This window comes from Polynucleobacter sp., from assembly GCF_030693775.1.
Classification (GTDB): Bacteria; Pseudomonadota; Gammaproteobacteria; order Burkholderiales; family Burkholderiaceae; genus Polynucleobacter.
On sequence record NZ_JAUXZY010000004.1, the window covers coordinates 665,161 to 683,006 of the forward strand.

Below are 17,846 nucleotides of genomic sequence, written 5' to 3' on the forward strand. Positions count from 1 at the left end.
TTAGGCGAGACGCAGTGCTAATGCAGTGGATGCTACTCTGGAAAAAACGGAGTCGGAACGTGATGTGAGGATGATTGGCACGCTCGTGCCCAAGATGGCTCCAGCGCACTCAGCGCCTGCCATATAGATGAGCGACTTATACAGAATATTGCCGGCTTGAAGATCGGGGGCGAGCAAGAGATCAGGATCACCCGAGACCATGGAGTCGATCCCCTTTGTTTTGGCAGAGGTCGCTGAAATGGCATTATCAAAACCGAAGGGGCCCTCAATCAATGCCCCTGGAAAAAAAGCATCATCACGGTGTAAATCGACTAATGTCTTTGCGTCCACCGTTGCCTGCATGCTTGGATTAACGACCTCGGTTGCTGCAATGATGGCTACTTTGGCTTGATTGATTCCAATCTTGGCGAGTGCATCTAAGCTATTAAGCAAGATGTGTTTTTTATGCTCAACCGTGGGCGCAATGTTAACAACGCAGTCACTAATCCCAATGAGTTTATGGTAGCTGCTGAGCTCAAACAAAAAGAGATGGCTCGTTCTTCGCGCCGTTCTCAAACCTTCTTTGCTGACCACCGGGCCCATTAAATCCTCGGTATGCAGGGAGCCTTTCATCAGGGCGGCAAGCGCACCTGCTTTAGCCATGGCCACTGCAGTCTGCGCTGCTTCAATGGGGTTGTTCGGTGTATCAACGATTTGTATTCCGTTAATATTAGCCCCCATCTTCTTTGCCAATAGGGCAATTTGCTCCTGAGGCCCAATTAATACGGGGGCGCACAGAGACTGCTCCCTGAGCTGCGTCACGGTTTCAAGGGCAGGCTCACTGAGGGGAAAGACCACGCCAAGCGGCTTCGTTCCTTTTGACTCTTGAATGAGGGCCTCTAAGAGAGGGTATTTTGAACTCATGTTTTGATTATTAGCTCAACTAAGGGTGTTCGATATCCGCTCTGCTGCGGCGCGGAGCTGAGGGATGTACTCCATTGCTTGATTTAGCGGCAGCCGGGCTGTGGCAGCATGGATGGCAATGGCTGCAACGGCATCCCCATGTTTATCGCGTACCGGCACTGCTACGCAAGACACACCCAACACATATTCCTCGTTATCGACGGCGTACTCGGTACTCGTAATGCGATTGAGTTCAGATTCGAGCACGTCACGATCAACAATAGTGCGATGCGTAAATTGTTCAAGCGGGAGGTTGTCGAGCAGTTTTGCCCGCTCCTCGGGGGGTTTGAATGCCAAAAGCAATTTGCCGCTGGCACTGCAGTGCGGTGGCAAGACCGTTCCGGGCGGAAGATGCAGGCGCAAAGCCCAATTCGCCTCAACGCGATCGAGATAAAACAATTCGCCGCGGCGCAAAATGGCTAAGTTGCATGTTTCTTTAAGGTCGGAAACCAGTTTGCGCAATATAGAGTGCCGAACGCCGGAGACGTTGTCGTGGCATAAGGTTTCGAGGGCCAGATTCGCTAATCGATCGCCGGGTGTATAGGCTTTCCCACCAGGCTCTCGCATCACAAGGCCGGCCTCTTCAAAAATAGCGAGGGTTCGATGTAGGGATGCTTTTGGCATCCCGGTAATCTGCATGAGGTGAGCAAGGGAGGCGGGCTGACGGAGTGCCGTAAGCGCCTCTAGAATGACAATGCCCTTGAGCATCGACGAATTCTCGTTTGAGGCATCCTTTTTGGAGTTATCCAATAATTCGACCAACTCAAGCTCGGACATGGGACTTATCTCATAAAGTTACACAATTTGTTCATTTTAATAGAACATTCTTAGTTTAAAGCAAAAAAAAGTTAGTGTTTTTACTTATACGAAACAACTTGTTCAGTTAAGCTGAATAGAGTATGGTTATTGTTGGAGACTTTCAAAAATAACTTCTATAGGAGTTTGTATGAATAAGAAAATGATCATATCCTTGATATCTGGGGTTGCCGTATGCCTCTCCAGCGCCTTCATGGTTGGTGCAGCTCATGCTCAATCGTGGCCCACTAAGCCAATTAAATTTATTGTGCCTTATCCTCCTGGCGGCGGCACTGATGTGATTGCCCGAATCGTGCAGGAGCCCCTTGCAAAAGAGCTGGGTCAGCAAGTCATTATTGATAATCGCGGCGGTGCTGGCGGCTCCATTGGGTCTGCTTTAGCTGCACAATCGCCATCAGATGGATACACGGTGCTGTTCACGCTTTCATCCCACACTATCAATCCAGCTTTTTACCCACGATTACCGTTTGATACGGAGAAGGATTTTTCACCAGTAGTAACCATTGCATCCTTGCCACAAATTTTGGTTGCAAACCCAAATTTTCCTGCCAAGAATGTAAAAGAAGTGATTGAGATGGCCAAGGCAAAGCCTGGTTCAATCTCTTATGCTTCAGTTGGCAATGGTTCCCCAGGCCACCTTGCTGGAGCCATGATGGCAACAGATGCCGGCGTTGATATGGTGCATATTCCTTACCGTGGCGGTGGCCCAGCTATTACGGACGTCATTGCAGGACAAGTTCCATTGCTTTGGGTTTCGATACCGGCCGCAGCTCAGTTCGTGAAATCTGGAAAAGTAAAAGCCTTGGCAGTTTCAACCGTTAAGAGGTCTGCAGTATTTCCTGACGTGCCAACCATGGCCGAATCTGGCTTTAAGGACTTTGAAGTTGACTCGTGGTATGCCATGTTCGTTCCAGCAAGCACTCCAAAGCCAATCGTTGAGCGCTTAAATAAAGCAGCATTAAAAGTGCTTGCGCAACCCGAAGTAAAAGAAAAGTTACTCAGTCAAGGCGCAGAAGCAGTGGGTGATTCTCCATCCCAATTGGGCGCTGTAGTGAAAAAAGAGATCGCCAAGTGGAAGCAGGTTGTAAAAGCCGCCAATATTAAGGTCGACTAAGCGCATTAGTAATCATTTTTTTAAACTTTCAGCAAAGAGCATATGTCAGAAGTAGAAAACATCGTCAAGCGCGGCCGTGTTGCGCAAAAAGAGTATGAGTTGTACACGCAAGAGCAAGTTGATTTGGTAGTCTCTGCCGTGGCATGGGCCATTTTGGAGCCCGGGAGAAATGCTGAATTAGCAGAGTTAGCTGTGCGTGATACTGGGCTAGGTGATGCAGCTGATAAGTTTAAAAAGAACTTTCGGAAAACACTGGGCTTGGTGCGGGATTTGCAAAATGCCAAAACAGTTGGGGTTGTTTCGCATGATCCGGCAACTGGAATTACGGAGTATGCAAGGCCGGTAGGGGTAGTGGCTGCCATTACGCCCTCAACTAATCCTGGCGCTACACCAATCAATAAAATTTTGAATGCACTCAAGTGCCGTAATGCGGTTGTAATAGCGCCATCACCAAAAGGACTTTCCACCTGCGCGCGATTACTCCAGTTTGTGCATGCGCAGTTGGATTTAGTCAAGGCGCCACGGGATTTGGTGCAGATGTTGCCAGACCCGATCACAAAAGATGCGACGCACGAGTTGATGCGATTGGCTGATTTAGTGGTGGCTACCGGCTCACAAGCCAATATACGTTCAGCCTATACGAGCGGTACGCCGGCCTTCGGGGTGGGCGCTGGCAATGTTCTTGTGATTATTGATGAGAATGCCAACCTAGATAGCGCCGCACAAAAAATTACTCAATCCAAAACCTTTGATAACGCCACAAGCTGTTCGAGCGAAAATGGCGCCGTCTTACTGGATGCTGTTTATGATGCCGCAATCGATGCATTAGAGCGTGCCGGGGGCGTGCTCTTGGATGCTGCTGATAAGCAACGCTTGCATGATGTGATGTTTAGCAATGGGAAGCTAACATCAACCTTAACAGCGCAATCACCGGCAGTGATTGCGGAGCGGGCCAAGTTGCAGCACCCTAAAGCCAGTGGCGCCCGCTTTTTTATGGTGGAAGAAACTGGCTACGGCCCAACTGCTCCATTTTCAGGCGAAAAATTAAGTCCTATTTTGACCGTCTGGCGTGCTGCAAACTTTCAGGCTGCCAAAGAATTGGTTAGCAAAGTTTATTCCTATCAAGGTGCAGGACACTCGGTTGGCTTGCATACGGCAAGCAGTGGATCGGTGATGGAAGAGAGGGCAGCTGATTTAGCCCGTGATTTACCGGTTGCGCGCGTGATTGTGAACCAAGCACATGCGATTGCCACCGGCGGCAGCTTTGAAAATGGCCTACCTTTCTCCTTGTCTATGGGTTGTGGTACCTGGGGGAAAAATAATTTCTCCGATAACATGAACTATCGTCACTACCTCAATACCACGCGTGTGGTGCGGCCGATTACTGAAAAAGTGCCGGAGGTGGAGACCTTGTTGGCCAATTATTTCAGTCAGCATCCCAAATAGTCAGATTAACGTACTAGCAATTTATCCCCCTCAATATGGCAGAAATTCTGAACCAAGCTAGCGCTAGCATTGCCCAAGTCTTGACGAAGTGGGCCAAGCAGCAGCCCGACCATATCTTGCTGTTTGCTCCAGAGACTGAGCAGAAACTATCGTATGGGCAGATGGCGGTAGAGGCTGAGCATTTCATGGGCTGGCTGAAGGACAAGGAGATTAGTGCTGCTGGTCATGTGGGCATCTTTATGCACAATGGGCGGCAGACTACAACGGTTTTTATTGCCACCATGGTTTGTGGGCGGGTAGTGACTCCATTGAATCTGTTGGCGCCGGTAGATCAGCTGGCTTGGGTTTTGGACCATAGCGATATTGAGGTACTGTTTTATGCCCCAGAGAACAAGCCGAGCCTATTTGCGGCATTGAAAAAAACCCAACGTACCTTCGCCTTGGTGGAATTAGATCCGGATGCCGAATCCGGCCCTTTTTTGCAATCGGCCCGATTGCCCTTACCGCAAATTGATCCCAACAATCCCGCTTTGTTAATGTATACCTCGGGCACGACTGGCACGCCAAAGGGAGTGCTATTAACGCATCGAAATTTATTGCACGCAGCCAAGTCGATTAGCGAATGGCATCGACTTACTCCAGCAGATATTGTTCTGAGTTCGCTGCCCATCTACCATATCAATGGTCAAGTTATTTCAACCATTACGCCATTCTTTTCTGGTGGATCCATTGTTGCCCCCCATCATTTTTCAGTATCGACGTGGTGGAAAATGGCAATTCAATACCGCTGCACGTGGATCAATATGGTCCCGACCATCATTGCTTATTTAATTAATGCCGCGAAAAGCGGTGCCAGCAAGCCCGATATGGCTCAGCTTAAACACATCCGTTTCGGGCGCTCAGCATCGGCTCCTTTGCCGCCAGAGCACCATCGCGAGTTTGAAGCTTTATTCGGGATGCCCGTGATCGAGGCAATGGGCATGACCGAAACCTGCTCGATTGTGTTTTGCAATCCACACGACGAGCGTAGGCGCTTCGGTAGTCCCGGATTGCCCTGTGGAGTGACAGCAAAGATTGTGGACGACTCTGGCAACGTGGTACCGGATCTGGTTTCTGGGGAGATTTGCCTCAAAGGTGAGAATGTCCTGCATGCCTATTACAAAGGCGAAGCGGAAACCAAAAAGGCATTTGATGCCGAAGGGTGGATGAAAACAGGCGACCTCGGCATGCGCGATGTTGATGGCTTTTATTTCATTACCGGCAGACTAAAAGAATTGATTATTAAGGGCGGTGAAAATATTGCTCCGCGGGAAATTGATGAAGTGGTTTTGAAGCACCCCGCAGTCTTGGATGCCGCCTCGGTTGGAATACCAGATACAAACTACGGTCAAGAAATCATGGTGTGCATCATCCTTAAAGAAGGTCTAACTTGCTCTGAATCCGAGATGCGCCAGTTTTGTTTAGATAATTTAGGTAAGTTCAGAACGCCTAAGTTGATTCTATTTATGGATGATCTCCCCAGAGGCCCGTCTGGGAAGGTGCAGCGCTTGAAGTTGTTGGATTTAGTTCAATCCAAATAAGGCTGTTATTTCGTTTTCTTTTGCTTTCGTTTCAAAATCTGATGCATTACAGCAGATGAAAAAATACCAATTAGGATAGCCCATTCAAGCGCAATAGTGATTGTTCCAATCGCAGTAATCAGCATTGGTATCCATGCACCTTTACCTGCTTTGATTTCGTGGCGAATTTGCTCCAAATCAATCAACTTCCATGCGACAAGCAATAATAGCGAGGCAATGACAACATAAGGAATGTGCTTTGCCAGGGGCGATACAAAAGCCAGGATGATGATCAAGAAAAAAGCAGCGCAGATAGCAGAAAGCGGTGTTTTTGCTCCTGCAGCTAAGTTAACACCGGAGCGATTAAACGAACCGCTGGAGGGATAGGCAGAGAAAAAAGAACCCGCCACGTTAGCTAATCCTTGCCCGATGAACTCTTGATTGGCATTGAATGTATCTTTTGTTTTCAAGGCGATCGCGCGTGCAATTGCCATTGCCTCAGTAGAGGCCAGTAAAGTCATGATGAGCGTGGCAGCAAATAATTTTTGCAAGGTGGGGAGGCTTAAGTCCGGCATTGAGATCGGAGGAAATGCCCCTGGAATGCTGCTGACGCGCTTAAATGGAGTCATCTGGGGAAAGGCAAGCTCGATCAGCATTGCTGCAATAGCGCCAATAATGACCGCAATCAGCATGGACGGTATGTATTTATTGAGTGGGTTCCATAGGCGAATGATGCCAAGCGTGATCAACACCACGGCAATGGATTCCCATTGCATATCACCACTGAGCGCGAAAGTAGCAATGGCCTTAAGGGTACCAATGACATCTGTCCCTCGCGGTATGCTCATCCCCAGCAGGGTGCCAGCTTGGCTATTAATAATCAGTACAGCAGCTCCAGCGGTAAACCCAACAATCACCGAGTGCGGGACTTTTTCTACCCATTTTCCAATGCCGCTAAAACCCAATGTCAGCTGAATCACGCCCACCAGAAAGCTCAGCGTGAGAACGAATACAACGTATTGCGGTGACTCCGGTAGGGCAAGCGGAGCAATGAGTGCCATGGTCGTGAGTGATATTGCGTTTGCTGGGCCCGTCACCATCAAGCGGCTTGACCCAAATAAGGCAGCAATCAAGCAGGGCACCATAGCAGCGTAGAGGCCGTAGTGAGGCGGCATGCCCGCCAGTAACGCAAATGCAATCCCCTGGGGCAATACAACAATGGCGCCGGTTAGGCCAGCCAGAACATCAGCGCGGATCACCCCCGGTTTTTTGTATTCCGGCAGCCATTGCAAAAAAGGAAATAGTTTCATGTATGCCGGCAGATTGGTCTTGTCGATTGGCTGCCGAGGGAAGTAAAAGTCATGCCGTTATATTTTTTTGTTCAGTATGAGGTCTGCCGCTTTTTCAGCCATCATCACCGCCGGCCAATTGGTATTGCCGGATGGCAATGTCGGCATTGCAGAGCAGTCGACCACCCGTAATCCGGTTACACCCCGTACCCTCAACTCCGAATCCAATACGGCCATTGGATCTGAGTCCGTACCCATTTGGCAGGTACCTGTTGGGTGAAAAATCGTAGCACCATTATTGCGGCAAAATTCCAATAGATCGGCATCGCTCTGCGGATTATTCGGCTTAATCTCCCGAGTGATGAGCGATTTAAGCGGCTCGGTTTGTGCAATCTTGCGCGCAAACTTCACAGCAGCGACGCTAATGTCGCGATCGTGTTCTGTAGCGAGGTAATTGGCAACCATTTTCGGCGGCACTAATGGGTCTGCCGATTGAATGCGGACATAACCGCGAGACTCGGGCCTTAATTGACAAACTGACATGGTGAAGCCCGGAAAGGGGTGTACATTGCCGCCTGCCATGTCGGCTGACAGGGTTGCCATATGGAACTGGATGTCTGGCGTCTGCGATGATTCCATCACTTTAGTGAATAGTCCGCCTTGATTAATGCCAATGGAAAGGGGGCCACCCCGAAACAGTAACCAATCGAGACCAATTTTGATTTTGCCAAAAAGCGATGAGAGCTGGACATTGGTTGATATCGGTTGATTGAGTTCGTAAATTAAACGGTACTGCAGGTGGTCCTGCAGGTTTTCACCAACGCCCGGAAGATCGTGAATGATCGGAATATTAAATTCGCGCAAGAGTGCCGCTGGACCAATTCCGGATAGCTGCAAAATTTGTGGGGATTGCAGGGCACCAGCGCTCAGAATGATTTCTTTGTTGGCTCGAATGGTTTGCTTTTTGCCATGGCGAATTAATTCGACAGCCACAGCGCGGCGGCCTTCAAAGACGATGCGCATGACCTGACTATCGGTCAAGATGGTCAGATTGCTGCGGTTTTTGATCGGATTTAAATAGGCCACCGCAGTGCTACAGCGTAAGCCTTTATGGGTTGTCAGTTGGTAGTAGCCTACACCCTCTTGGGTGAGGTTATTAAAGTCATCGGTTTCTGGTACGCCCAAACTAACTGCGCTTTTAATAAATGACTCTACTAGCGGGTGTTTTTTGGGTATGGACGACGCCTTCAAGGGGCCCGTTTTTGAATGGAGTGGCTCGCCTAAGCGGTCATTGCCTTCCGCTCTTTTAAAGTAGGGCAGAACATCATCCCAGCCCCAACCGGTATTGCCAAGATTCTTCCAGCCGTCGTAATCTTCTTTTTGTCCGCGAATAAAGATTAAGCCATTGATCGAGCTTGAGCCACCCAAACACTTTCCACGGGGCCAGTAAATCTTGCGCTGATTCATTCCCGGATCAGGCTCTGTTTCAAATTTCCAATTGACCTTTGGGTCCCACATGGTTTTCCCATACCCAATCGGCAGGTGTATCCAGGGCGAACTGTCTTTTGGGCCTGCCTCAACTAAGCAAACTGAATTGGCCTCATCTTTTGACAAGCGGTTTGCTAGAACGCAACCCGATGATCCGGCGCCAACAACAATATAGTCAAACTGGCTGTCTTGCATTCGAGGTTATCCAGCCGCTCTCAGGCCTAAGATTTCACGCGCTAGCTTTCCATTTGCAACGGGACGATTGTATTTAGCAGCCAGCTCGGCAACGCGTGAGACTAATTCTGCATTGTCTTTTGCGACGCGGGTCTGATCATATTTAATATTGTCCTCTAGGCCGGTGCGAGCGTGCCCACCCATTTCAAGTGCCCATTCGTTCACGGTCAGTTGGTGCCTTGCAATGCCAGCCGCGGTCCATGTTGCGTCTGGCATGATTTCCTTTAGCTCACTTACCAGGAATTCTAAAATGCTGCGCTTTGCTGGCATGGCATTGGGTACGCCCATCACAAACTGAACATGCGCAGGCGCCTTCAGTAATCCGCGTTTGATTAAATCAGCGGCGCTGTACAGCATTGCCATATCAAATACTTCAATCTCTGGCTTGATGTCGTACTTATTCATTTCATTTGCAAGTCCGTCGACAAAAGTTGGTGGATTTTCATAAATTCCATGGGGAAAGTTGACTGATCCTGTTGCCAACGACGCCATATCCGGGCGATGAAATAACATGGCACCTCGCAATGCTTGATCTTGTCCTCTACCACCGGTAGAAAACTGAATAATCATATCTGGGCAATGTTTTTTAATACCTTCCTGGACTTTTGCAAACTGATCGGGGTCGGAGCTTGGGCTCTCATCGGGCTTGCGCACATGCAAGTGAACCAATGCTGCGCCCGCCTCATAGGCTTTGTGCGTTTCTTCGATTTGCTCGGAGACGGTCACGGGCAGGCCTGGGCAGTCCTTTTTACGAGGGATTGCGCCAGTAATAGCTACAGTGATAATGACAGGTTTATTCATAATTCGCCTAAAAGTTATGACAGCTCAATACTCCAAATTTGGAGCAGAGCATGTCTTGGATAGTGAAATAAATATCTAGATGAATGCAGTTCAATGGCTGGAAAATTAAAGGGCAACTGAAAATAGCATATTAGTTAACTGATGGTAGCCAGGTAGCTAACTGCGGGAAAACTAGGAGCAGGATGACCGCAATGATTTGTAACACCATAAATTGGGACATCCCAGCATAAATATCCGTTATCTTCCAAGAGGGTGCTACTCCTTTAAGGAAATAAGCAGATAGAGCAACCGGCGGCGAGAGCCAAGCCGTCTGGAGTGTTACTGCCACTAAGGTGCTAAACCAAATTAAATCAATACCTGCTGCTTTAATAATGGGTAAGAAGATGGGTACAACGATTAAGACAATCGGAACCCACTCCAGCGGCCATCCTAGTAAGAAAATCAAGAACAAGATTAAGATCAACATCACCATGGGTGGCAAGGGTAGGGAGGTCAGAAAGCTAGCAATTAAATCCGCACTACCGAGCCTTGAAAATACCGACCCAAACAGGTTTGAAGTAGTCACCAATAGCAGAATCATGCTTGAGACACGCAAGGTTTGCATGACACAGTTTTTGATTTTGACTAACGTCATGCGCCCAGACATAGTAGTCAGTAAGAAGGTGGCCACGCAACCAACTGCGCCTGCATCGGTTGGAGTTGCTATGCCTGCCAGAATTACGCCTAAGGTGGCAAATAAAACTACGATCACTGGCGCAATACCAATCATTAAATCAATTAAAACTGGCTTAAGTGACTTTGCACGCATTTCAACGGGCAGTGCTGGCCCCAAAGCCGGATTGATCCAGCAGCGAATCATGCACCAAGAGGCAAAGAGAAAAGCTAAAAGCAGGCCCGGTAAGACTGCAGCGGCAAATAAATCCGTTGCAGGTATCCCAACGACCGGCCCCATGACGATCAACATCACGGAGGGCGGTATCAGGATGCCCAATGTGCCGCCAGCGGTAATTGCTCCTGCGGACATGCGCACGTCATAACCACTTTTAATCATGGATGGCGCAGCCATTACGCCTAGTAAGACAACCGATGAGCCTACGATGCCTGTTGCGGCAGCAAAAATCGTGGCGGTAACAATGACTGCGAGATAGAGTGAGCCCCGAATACCGGCAAACAATTGCTGAATCGCACCAAACAAGCGCTCCATAATCCCGGACTGCTCTAGTAAAAATCCCATAAAAAGAAAGAAGGGGATTGATGCTAAGACGCTATCTTGCATAACGGACAGCGTTTGCAAGATCGCAAGATCAAATACAACGGGACCTAAGGCAATAAAACCCATGATGATGCTGAGCGCTCCGAGCGTGAACGCAATTGGAAAGCCAATAAAGATGGCGCAGAGTAAAACGCCTAAACCAACAATACCTAAAATTTGATGATCCATCTTATGCCCCTTCGCTTGTAGTATCTAAGGGCCATTCGTTTGATCGAATCGCAACTAGGCATTTGCTTACTTCGGAAAGTCCTTGAATAAAAAGCAGAAAACCGGTTAGCGGTAATGTCAGCTTAAAAGGCCAGGTAATTGCCATCCAAGGACTTGAGACAAAGCGCTCGTTGCTGGAGAAGGCTTTATAGAAATATTCCCATCCCACGATTGTAAAAATCAGCACAAAAGGGTAGAAGAGGATTAGGTAACAAGCAAGATCAACTAGGGCTTGCTTTTTTGGTGACCAATTGTCATAAAACATATCAGTACGAATATGGCCCTTGTGTTTCAGGGTATAGCTCGAGCCCAGCATAAAAAAGGCGCCGTAAAGCATAAATGTCATGTCATACGCCCAGATAGTTGGGGCGCTAAATGCATAACGCGCCACCACTTCATAAGCCAGACTAAGAATCATGGGAATCAGCATCCAACCCACAATGTTGCCTGCGATTGAAGTAATGCGATCCAGTTTTCTAGAAAATGCGATTAACTCTTGAGTTGTATTTAACACCGTTAATTCCATTTAAAAAAGGGGTGGGAATACCCACCCCTTTATGTATAGCTAAGACTTTAAATTATTTCTTCTTACTATTTACTACAGTTGCACCGATGTTGTAGTAAAGGCCATTAATTTGGGTCCAGTAAGGGACAACAATGCCTGCAAATTTACGCTGGGATTCAAGAACTTCTTTGAAGAAGGGGTTTTTCTCGGATTCGCGCGTATAAACTACGGCTGTTGCTTTTTGGAATGCAGTGAAGAACTCTTTTGGAGTGTCATGAACAGTTACGCCATGATCCTTCTTGAGTTTTTCTAAGGCAACTGCGTTGCGGTATACGTTAAATGTATATGTTTCTGCAATGGTTGCAGAAACTGCAGTTTCAACAATCACTTTAAGATCGGCAGGCAATTTATCCCAGAAGGTTTTGTTAATTAAAAGTTCTGCGACGTCAGTTGACTGATGTAAACCTTGTAGATAGTAATGCTTAAACACATTTTGGAAACCCAAAATCATATCGTCAGCTGGCCCAATCCACTCTGCGGCATCAATCACGCCACGCTGTGCTGCAGGAACAATTTCAGAGCCTGGCATCGCGACAGTAGTTAAACCCATTTCCTTAAAAATCTCCGCCGTTAATCCTGGGGGGGAGCGGTACTTCATTGGCTTCATATCCGCAATCGAATTAATAGGCTTTTTGAACCAACCAAATGGATCAGGACCCATAGGCTGAATCATGAATGGCTTGATATTGGTTTTGAGGACCTCAGTAAAAAGACGCTCATAGAGTTGGTCGCCGCCACCGTTTTTAAGCCAGGCCATGTGCGAGACCTGGTCCAAACCAACGCCTGAACCAGATGCTGGGTTGGAGAAAAGAGCTGCTGCAGAGTTTTTACCTGACCAGTAATGAGTCCAAGCAAAACCGCCGTCAACTACACCTTTATCAACCGCATCTAAAATTCCAAAAGCACCAACAACAGCACCATCGGGCAATACTTCGACTTTAAGGCGGCCATTTGACATCTTGTCAACGCGCTCTCCAAAGTTTTTCATGAGTTCAAAATAAATACTGGCAGAAGGCACGCCGGTCTGTAGCTTCATTTTGATTGGCGCTGACTGTGCAAACGTCATTCCGCATAGAGCGGCCGATAGAGCGGTAACTGCAGCCACCCGTTTTACAAATTGAATCATCATTTCAAACTCCTTATTTGAGTTAGTTACAAACTACTTTGTGTGTCAATACAAACAATACATCATTCAACTTAGCGGAACAAGATGTTTTATATTAGTAAAAACGATTAGGAATAGCACATAAAAACTTATTTTGTTCCACTCAATAGAACAAAAAATTACATTTATTCATCATTTTTGGAATATCCTCGCTACTGGCATTTGAAAACAATATCCCGTGCCAATTAATTTGCAATTTGCACATAATTGAGGACTTAAAGATGGGTGATCTTTTTGGTTTTACGTTCATCAGATACGTATTGGTGAACGGTAGTATGGATCGTATCAAGTGAGTGCGGTTGATCCGCTTTTAATAGGAATTTTGTTTTTCTCTGCCATCTTGGGTGGTTTAATACGACGCCTCAGTGGATTTGGTGGGGCGCTCATTATGTCGCCGCTGCTGATGTGGTTTTTCCCAGTTCCCTTTTTTATTCCCATTGTGATGTCGGCCGAACTGCTTGGCGGCCTCTGGCTCTCCACCCAATGGAAGGTCAATAAAGAGGACATGCCCAGCTTATATCGAATGTGGGTCTTGGCTGCAATACTGTTGCCCTTTGGTATTTTTTTGGGTGAGGCCGTTCCGATCGCCGTGCTCAAAATTACCACTGGAATTGTGGTGATTGCGTTTTCGATTTTTTTACTGGTCCGTGTCAATTTAGCTATCAAGCTCTCCGCGTTTCGGGATTCTCTTGCGGGTGGCTTGTCCGGAATACTCTTAGGCTCATGCGGCATTGGCGGCCCCCCTGTAGCGCTTTATTTGAATGCCAGTGGCCTGCAGTTTGAGCGTTCAAGGGCATTGCTGTCCCAATTTGTTTCTGGCGTCTGTTTGCTGGCAATTGTTGCCGCGAGCGTATTAGGAGGAGGGATTGCTTGGCTGCCTTGGCTCTTATTTGCGCTGCCTGCCTATTTTTTCGGTATGTACTTGGCAAAGATCTTGCTGCAGCGGCGAGATTTATCCGCCAGTTTTATTAAAACGTTTTGCCTGTATCTGCTTATTGTGAATGCAGCATTTAATTTGGCAGTGCTGGCCGTGCTATGACTGGGATACGCACTAAATACATGATCTATCTTGGCTTATCTCCATTGATCCTTAAGCGTATATCATTGGGATAATTCCTATTTTTTGTACCTTATGGCTACCTACAATACCGAAACCGTTCTCTCGATTCATCACTGGAACGACACTCTTTTTAGTTTTACGACTACCCGCCATCAAGGCCTGCGCTTTCGTAATGGCCACTTCTTAATGATTGGTCTGGAAGTCGATGGCAGGCCTTTAGCTAGAGCCTATAGCGTGGCTAGCCCCAACTATGCTGAGCACCTCGAGTTTTTAAGCATTAAGGTGCCCGATGGCCCCTTAACCTCGCGTTTGCAGCACATTAAAGTGGGCGACCCCATTTTGGTCAGCGAAAAGTCGGTAGGCACGCTAGTGATTGATGACCTTAATCCCGGCAAACACCTCTACCTCTTTAGTACCGGTACCGGCTTAGCTCCCTTTATGAGCATTATTCGGGATCCCGATACCTATGAGCGCTTTGAGAAGGTGGTGCTCATCCATGGGGTGCGCCTTGTTAGCGAACTCGCCTATGGCGAGTACATCAAGAACGAATTGACCCAAGATGAGTACATTGGTGAGCTCGTACGGAATCAGCTGATTTATTACCCCACGGTGACCCGGGAGGCATTTAAGCAAACCGGGCGCCTCACTACCGCCATTGAGACGGGCCAGCTCTTTAAAGACATTGGTTTGCCACCCCTCGACCCCAAAACCGATCGCGGCATGATTTGCGGCAGTCCTGCCATGCTTAAAGAAACCTGCGCCATGTTAGACGCTAGAGGCTTTGTGGTCTCTCCTAGCCTCGGGCAACTCGGGGATTATGTCTTTGAGCGGGCGTTTGTTGAGAAGTAGGTTGGGAGTTGTGTGCTTGGGTCTGCTGGTTCAAGTAAAGAGACTGTATTGCGATAAAAAACAGTATTAGGGGATTACTCGTATTGCATCTCTTTTATACGCTTGCTAACGTGAACTTATCTTTTAATGTTCTTACTGGAGTCATGAAATGGATAAAGATTTAAAGCGCACATTCTTAAAGCCAGCGTTACTATCGGTAGGTGCTTTGATAGCGACACTGAGTATTGGTGTGTCACAGGCCCAAACCTACCCCAACAAACCTATTACATTAGTGGCGCCTTATGCTGCCGGTGGTGATAGCGACTTCTCTGGCAGAAATCTCGCGGCATCCGTCACCAAGTTTATTGGTCAGCCAGTGGTCGTCACTAATATTCCAGGCGCTTCAGGCACGATTGGTTCACAACGGGTCAGAACTTCAGCCCCCGATGGATACACTTTATTAGTGTCACGGGGAGGTTCTCAAGCGATTACCCCGGCGCTGGATAGCAGCACACCCTATAAGTGGAACGACTTTACCTTCATCACATTATTGGATTTCAATCCTGTCGTTTGTATTGTCAAGGCCGATTCGCCATACAAAACATTTACAGACCTGATTGGCGGAATCAAAGCAAATCCAGGTAAATTAAATTACGCCACAGCTGGACCAGGAACCACTCAGCATTTAGCAGTAGAGGTTGTATTGAGTCAGCTCAATATGCCATCCACAGCCGCCATGATGATTCCCTATAAAGGTGCCGGCGAAGCTACAACCGCATTGCTGGGTGGGCAAGTTCAGTTTATCTGCAATAACCTTACTACCTTAGTCGGGCAGATCAAGGGCGGTGCTGTGCGTGCGCTCGTAACCTCGACACCAAGCCGCCTAAAGGATTTCCCAGATGTCCCCACTGCACGTGAAATGGGCGTTTCTAATCTTGAGCAAGTGATGGGGTGGAGCGGGCTTTATGGTCCGCCTGGATTACCTGCAGAAGTAGTGGCTAAATGGCAGGCTGTACTAAAACAAGTGGCTGTTGATCCAGGTTGGATACGAGGCAACGATACCGTTGGTGCGATCCCAGCAATACGCTCACCTCAGGAAACCGAAAGCTTTGCTAAAGAGCAATTTGAGCTCTACAGCAAGCTCGGCACTCAGCTTAACCTGAAAAAGTAACCTGAATTTTCTTTAGTGTGAATTGGCTCATGAGGCTAATTCACACTGAGAAAAAAGCGCAGCTAAAAAAGTCCCAAAAAAGATTTATGTAAGGCATTTCAATTTTTTATTTCTATGCTTAACAATATCAATAAAGAAATTAAAGCACCGAACGATTTTCCTATGCAAATCAGCGGCTCTAGCGTTTGGACCGGCGCTGAAATGCAACATGATCAATCGTGGAAGATAGAGTGGTCTCAAAGTCAGCTCGCTGAATTAAACCAAGCGGCTCACCATTTTTTAAGTTTGGGGAAGCCATTAGAGCAAATAACGAAAGAGGACTTTCCGCTCCCAACAATTCATACCTTAATAAATGAAATCTTAAAAGAGCTATTAGCCGGGCGTGGCTTTGTACTGCTCAGGGGAATTCCAGTTCAAGAGCTTGGCATTAAATTAGCGTCTGTGATCTATCTTGGTCTAGGCTGTCATTTGGGTAGCTTAAGAAGCAATAACGCAAAGGGGCACTTATTAGGCCATATTCGCGATCAAGGTGCTGATATTACCGATAGTAAAACCCGGTTTTATCAGACGAATAAAAAATTAGAGTTTCATACCGACTCATCGGATTTTGTTGCGCTCTTGTGTTTGCAAAAAGCGAAGAAGGGTGGCGAATCGTATCTCGCAAGCTCCATGAGCACATACAATGAAATTGCTCGAAGACGACCCGATTTAGTAGAGGCACTTTTTATGCCCTATCCCACGGACCGCCGTGGTGAGGTGCCTGCAGGCCTAAATCCCTGGTTTGATATGCCCATTTTTAGTTGGTATCAGGGCGAGTTAACCTGTGTCTATATTCGGCCCTATATAGAATCGGCTCAAACTAATTTTCCAGAGGCTCCGCGACTTACTCAAAAACAAATTGATGTCATGAATTTGCTCGATGAAATTATTGCAGAAGGTAAATTGATTCTGCCGATGAGTTTTGAGCCAGGTGACATTCAGATTATTCACAACCACCAGATTTTTCATTCACGTAGTGATTTTGAAAATTGGCCAGAGCCCGAGCGCCAGCGTCATTTACTCAGGTTATGGATATCACCCCTCGCTGGAAGACCGCTGCCCGATTATTTTGCTGCTCGATGGGGCTCTGTAAACGCCGGAGATCGTGGAGGGATTATTGTCCCTGGCACCAATTTGACTGTCGAGTTAAATTTTAACTAGTTGCATTTAAAGACTCTAATGCGCTCTTTGATGCATGTAATCTTGGGTGCGCAATCGTTTAGGAGGCCCTTCAAACGCATCTACTTGTAAGGGGATGAGACTGATTAACTCAGATCAAAGGAGGGCGCGCGCAATATTACTCAATACAATCTGCGCTATCTGAATCAAAACCAACAAGACGAGCGGCGATAAATCGAGCGGTCCCATGCTTGGTAGGATGCGCTTAATCGGCACAAGCATTGGATTTAATATCTCCGACAGCATGTATTGCGTCGGCGATCCACGGCCAACCCAGGACAAGACTACGTTGGCGATAATTAAGACGACCAGGATCGACAAAACAAGGCCAATCAGTTCCAGCACAGAGCCAATCAGCAAACTGATGATCGGCGGAATGGTCCCCAGCAGCAATCCGATCAAAAATACTTTGGCCAATACAACTAAATAGGCCCCCACTATGCAAGCGCTATCAATGCGTCCTACGCTTGGGATTATTTTGCGCAATGGCATGACCAGCCAGTTTGTCAGCGGCATCAAGTAAAGGCCGATCGGGTTGCCAGAGTGGGGTGATAAATTGAATTTCAGGTATTGCAGATAGCAGCGTAATAGGCACGCGCCACCAATGACCGTGATGGCGATTTCAGAAAGGAGATTGGCAATTTCAAGCAGCATCATGCGGTCAATCCCG

General features: G+C 47.5%; 16 protein-coding genes. 7 read left to right on the forward strand and 9 right to left on the reverse strand.

Features of this window, described 5'->3' with window-relative positions; genetic code table 11:
• Positions 1-903, reverse strand: a complete 903-nt coding sequence (locus Q8M75_RS06180; protein ID WP_305487422.1) for a bifunctional enoyl-CoA hydratase/phosphate acetyltransferase — start codon at positions 901-903, stop codon at positions 1-3.
• Between the two features lie 15 nt (positions 904-918).
• On the reverse strand, positions 919-1,719 hold the full coding sequence (locus Q8M75_RS06185) for an IclR family transcriptional regulator (RefSeq protein WP_305487424.1): 801 nt from the start codon (positions 1,717-1,719) through the stop codon (positions 919-921).
• A 169-nt stretch (positions 1,720-1,888) separates the two neighbouring features.
• Here Q8M75_RS06185 and Q8M75_RS06190 point away from each other — a divergent pair, with 169 nt between their 5' ends.
• Genes Q8M75_RS06190 through Q8M75_RS06200 form a run of 3 tightly spaced genes read left to right on the forward strand, consistent with a single transcriptional unit; the run spans position 1,889 to position 5,898 of the window.
• Positions 1,889-2,872, forward strand: coding sequence for a tripartite tricarboxylate transporter substrate binding protein (locus tag Q8M75_RS06190; RefSeq protein WP_305487426.1), 984 nt, complete (start codon positions 1,889-1,891; stop codon positions 2,870-2,872).
• Between the two features lie 42 nt (positions 2,873-2,914).
• Positions 2,915-4,318, forward strand: a complete 1,404-nt coding sequence (locus tag Q8M75_RS06195) for an aldehyde dehydrogenase family protein (RefSeq protein ID WP_305487428.1) — start codon at positions 2,915-2,917, stop codon at positions 4,316-4,318.
• A 35-nt stretch (positions 4,319-4,353) separates the two neighbouring features.
• The gene (locus tag Q8M75_RS06200) at positions 4,354-5,898 is read left to right on the forward strand and encodes an AMP-binding protein (RefSeq protein WP_305487430.1); all 1,545 of its coding nucleotides are present in this window, start codon (positions 4,354-4,356) and stop codon (positions 5,896-5,898) included.
• A gap of 5 nt (positions 5,899-5,903) precedes the next feature.
• Here the strand turns inward: Q8M75_RS06200 and Q8M75_RS06205 are convergent, their stop codons facing one another.
• From Q8M75_RS06205 to Q8M75_RS06230, 6 genes are all read right to left on the reverse strand, one after another.
• On the reverse strand, positions 5,904-7,187 hold the full coding sequence (locus tag Q8M75_RS06205; RefSeq protein ID WP_305487431.1) for a SulP family inorganic anion transporter: 1,284 nt from the start codon (positions 7,185-7,187) through the stop codon (positions 5,904-5,906).
• A gap of 57 nt (positions 7,188-7,244) precedes the next feature.
• A complete protein-coding gene (locus Q8M75_RS06210; RefSeq protein WP_305487434.1) occupies positions 7,245-8,849 on the reverse strand; it encodes a GMC family oxidoreductase in 1,605 nt (534 codons plus the stop codon).
• A 6-nt stretch (positions 8,850-8,855) separates the two neighbouring features.
• A complete protein-coding gene (locus Q8M75_RS06215) occupies positions 8,856-9,689 on the reverse strand; it encodes a 3-keto-5-aminohexanoate cleavage protein (protein WP_305487435.1) in 834 nt (277 codons plus the stop codon).
• 130 nt (positions 9,690-9,819) lie between these two features.
• Positions 9,820-11,130: a TRAP transporter large permease subunit gene (locus Q8M75_RS06220; protein ID WP_305487438.1), complete on the reverse strand. Its 1,311-nt coding sequence runs from the start codon at positions 11,128-11,130 to the stop codon at positions 9,820-9,822.
• A 1-nt stretch (position 11,131) separates the two neighbouring features.
• Complete coding sequence (locus tag Q8M75_RS06225) at positions 11,132-11,695, reverse strand: TRAP transporter small permease subunit (protein ID WP_305487440.1); 564 nt, start codon at positions 11,693-11,695, stop codon at positions 11,132-11,134.
• 52 nt (positions 11,696-11,747) lie between these two features.
• Positions 11,748-12,770: a TRAP transporter substrate-binding protein gene (locus Q8M75_RS06230; protein ID WP_305487442.1), complete on the reverse strand. Its 1,023-nt coding sequence runs from the start codon at positions 12,768-12,770 to the stop codon at positions 11,748-11,750.
• A gap of 418 nt (positions 12,771-13,188) precedes the next feature.
• On the opposite strand from Q8M75_RS06230, the gene Q8M75_RS06235 reads away from it, so the two are divergent.
• The 4 genes from Q8M75_RS06235 (at position 13,189) to Q8M75_RS06250 (ending at position 17,158) form a co-directional block, all read left to right on the forward strand.
• A complete protein-coding gene (locus Q8M75_RS06235) occupies positions 13,189-13,938 on the forward strand; it encodes a sulfite exporter TauE/SafE family protein (protein WP_305487444.1) in 750 nt (249 codons plus the stop codon).
• Positions 13,939-14,031: 93 nt separating this feature from the next.
• Positions 14,032-14,808: a ferredoxin--NADP reductase gene (locus tag Q8M75_RS06240; RefSeq protein WP_305487446.1), complete on the forward strand. Its 777-nt coding sequence runs from the start codon at positions 14,032-14,034 to the stop codon at positions 14,806-14,808.
• Between the two features lie 148 nt (positions 14,809-14,956).
• Positions 14,957-15,958, forward strand: a complete 1,002-nt coding sequence (locus Q8M75_RS06245; protein ID WP_305487448.1) for a tripartite tricarboxylate transporter substrate binding protein — start codon at positions 14,957-14,959, stop codon at positions 15,956-15,958.
• A 162-nt stretch (positions 15,959-16,120) separates the two neighbouring features.
• On the forward strand, positions 16,121-17,158 hold the full coding sequence (locus Q8M75_RS06250; RefSeq protein ID WP_305487450.1) for a TauD/TfdA family dioxygenase: 1,038 nt from the start codon (positions 16,121-16,123) through the stop codon (positions 17,156-17,158).
• 114 nt (positions 17,159-17,272) lie between these two features.
• Here Q8M75_RS06250 and Q8M75_RS06255 read toward each other — a convergent pair whose 3' ends face one another.
• Positions 17,273-17,833, reverse strand: a complete 561-nt coding sequence (locus Q8M75_RS06255; RefSeq protein ID WP_305487452.1) for a YggT family protein — start codon at positions 17,831-17,833, stop codon at positions 17,273-17,275.
• Positions 17,834-17,846: the final 13 nt, after the last annotated feature.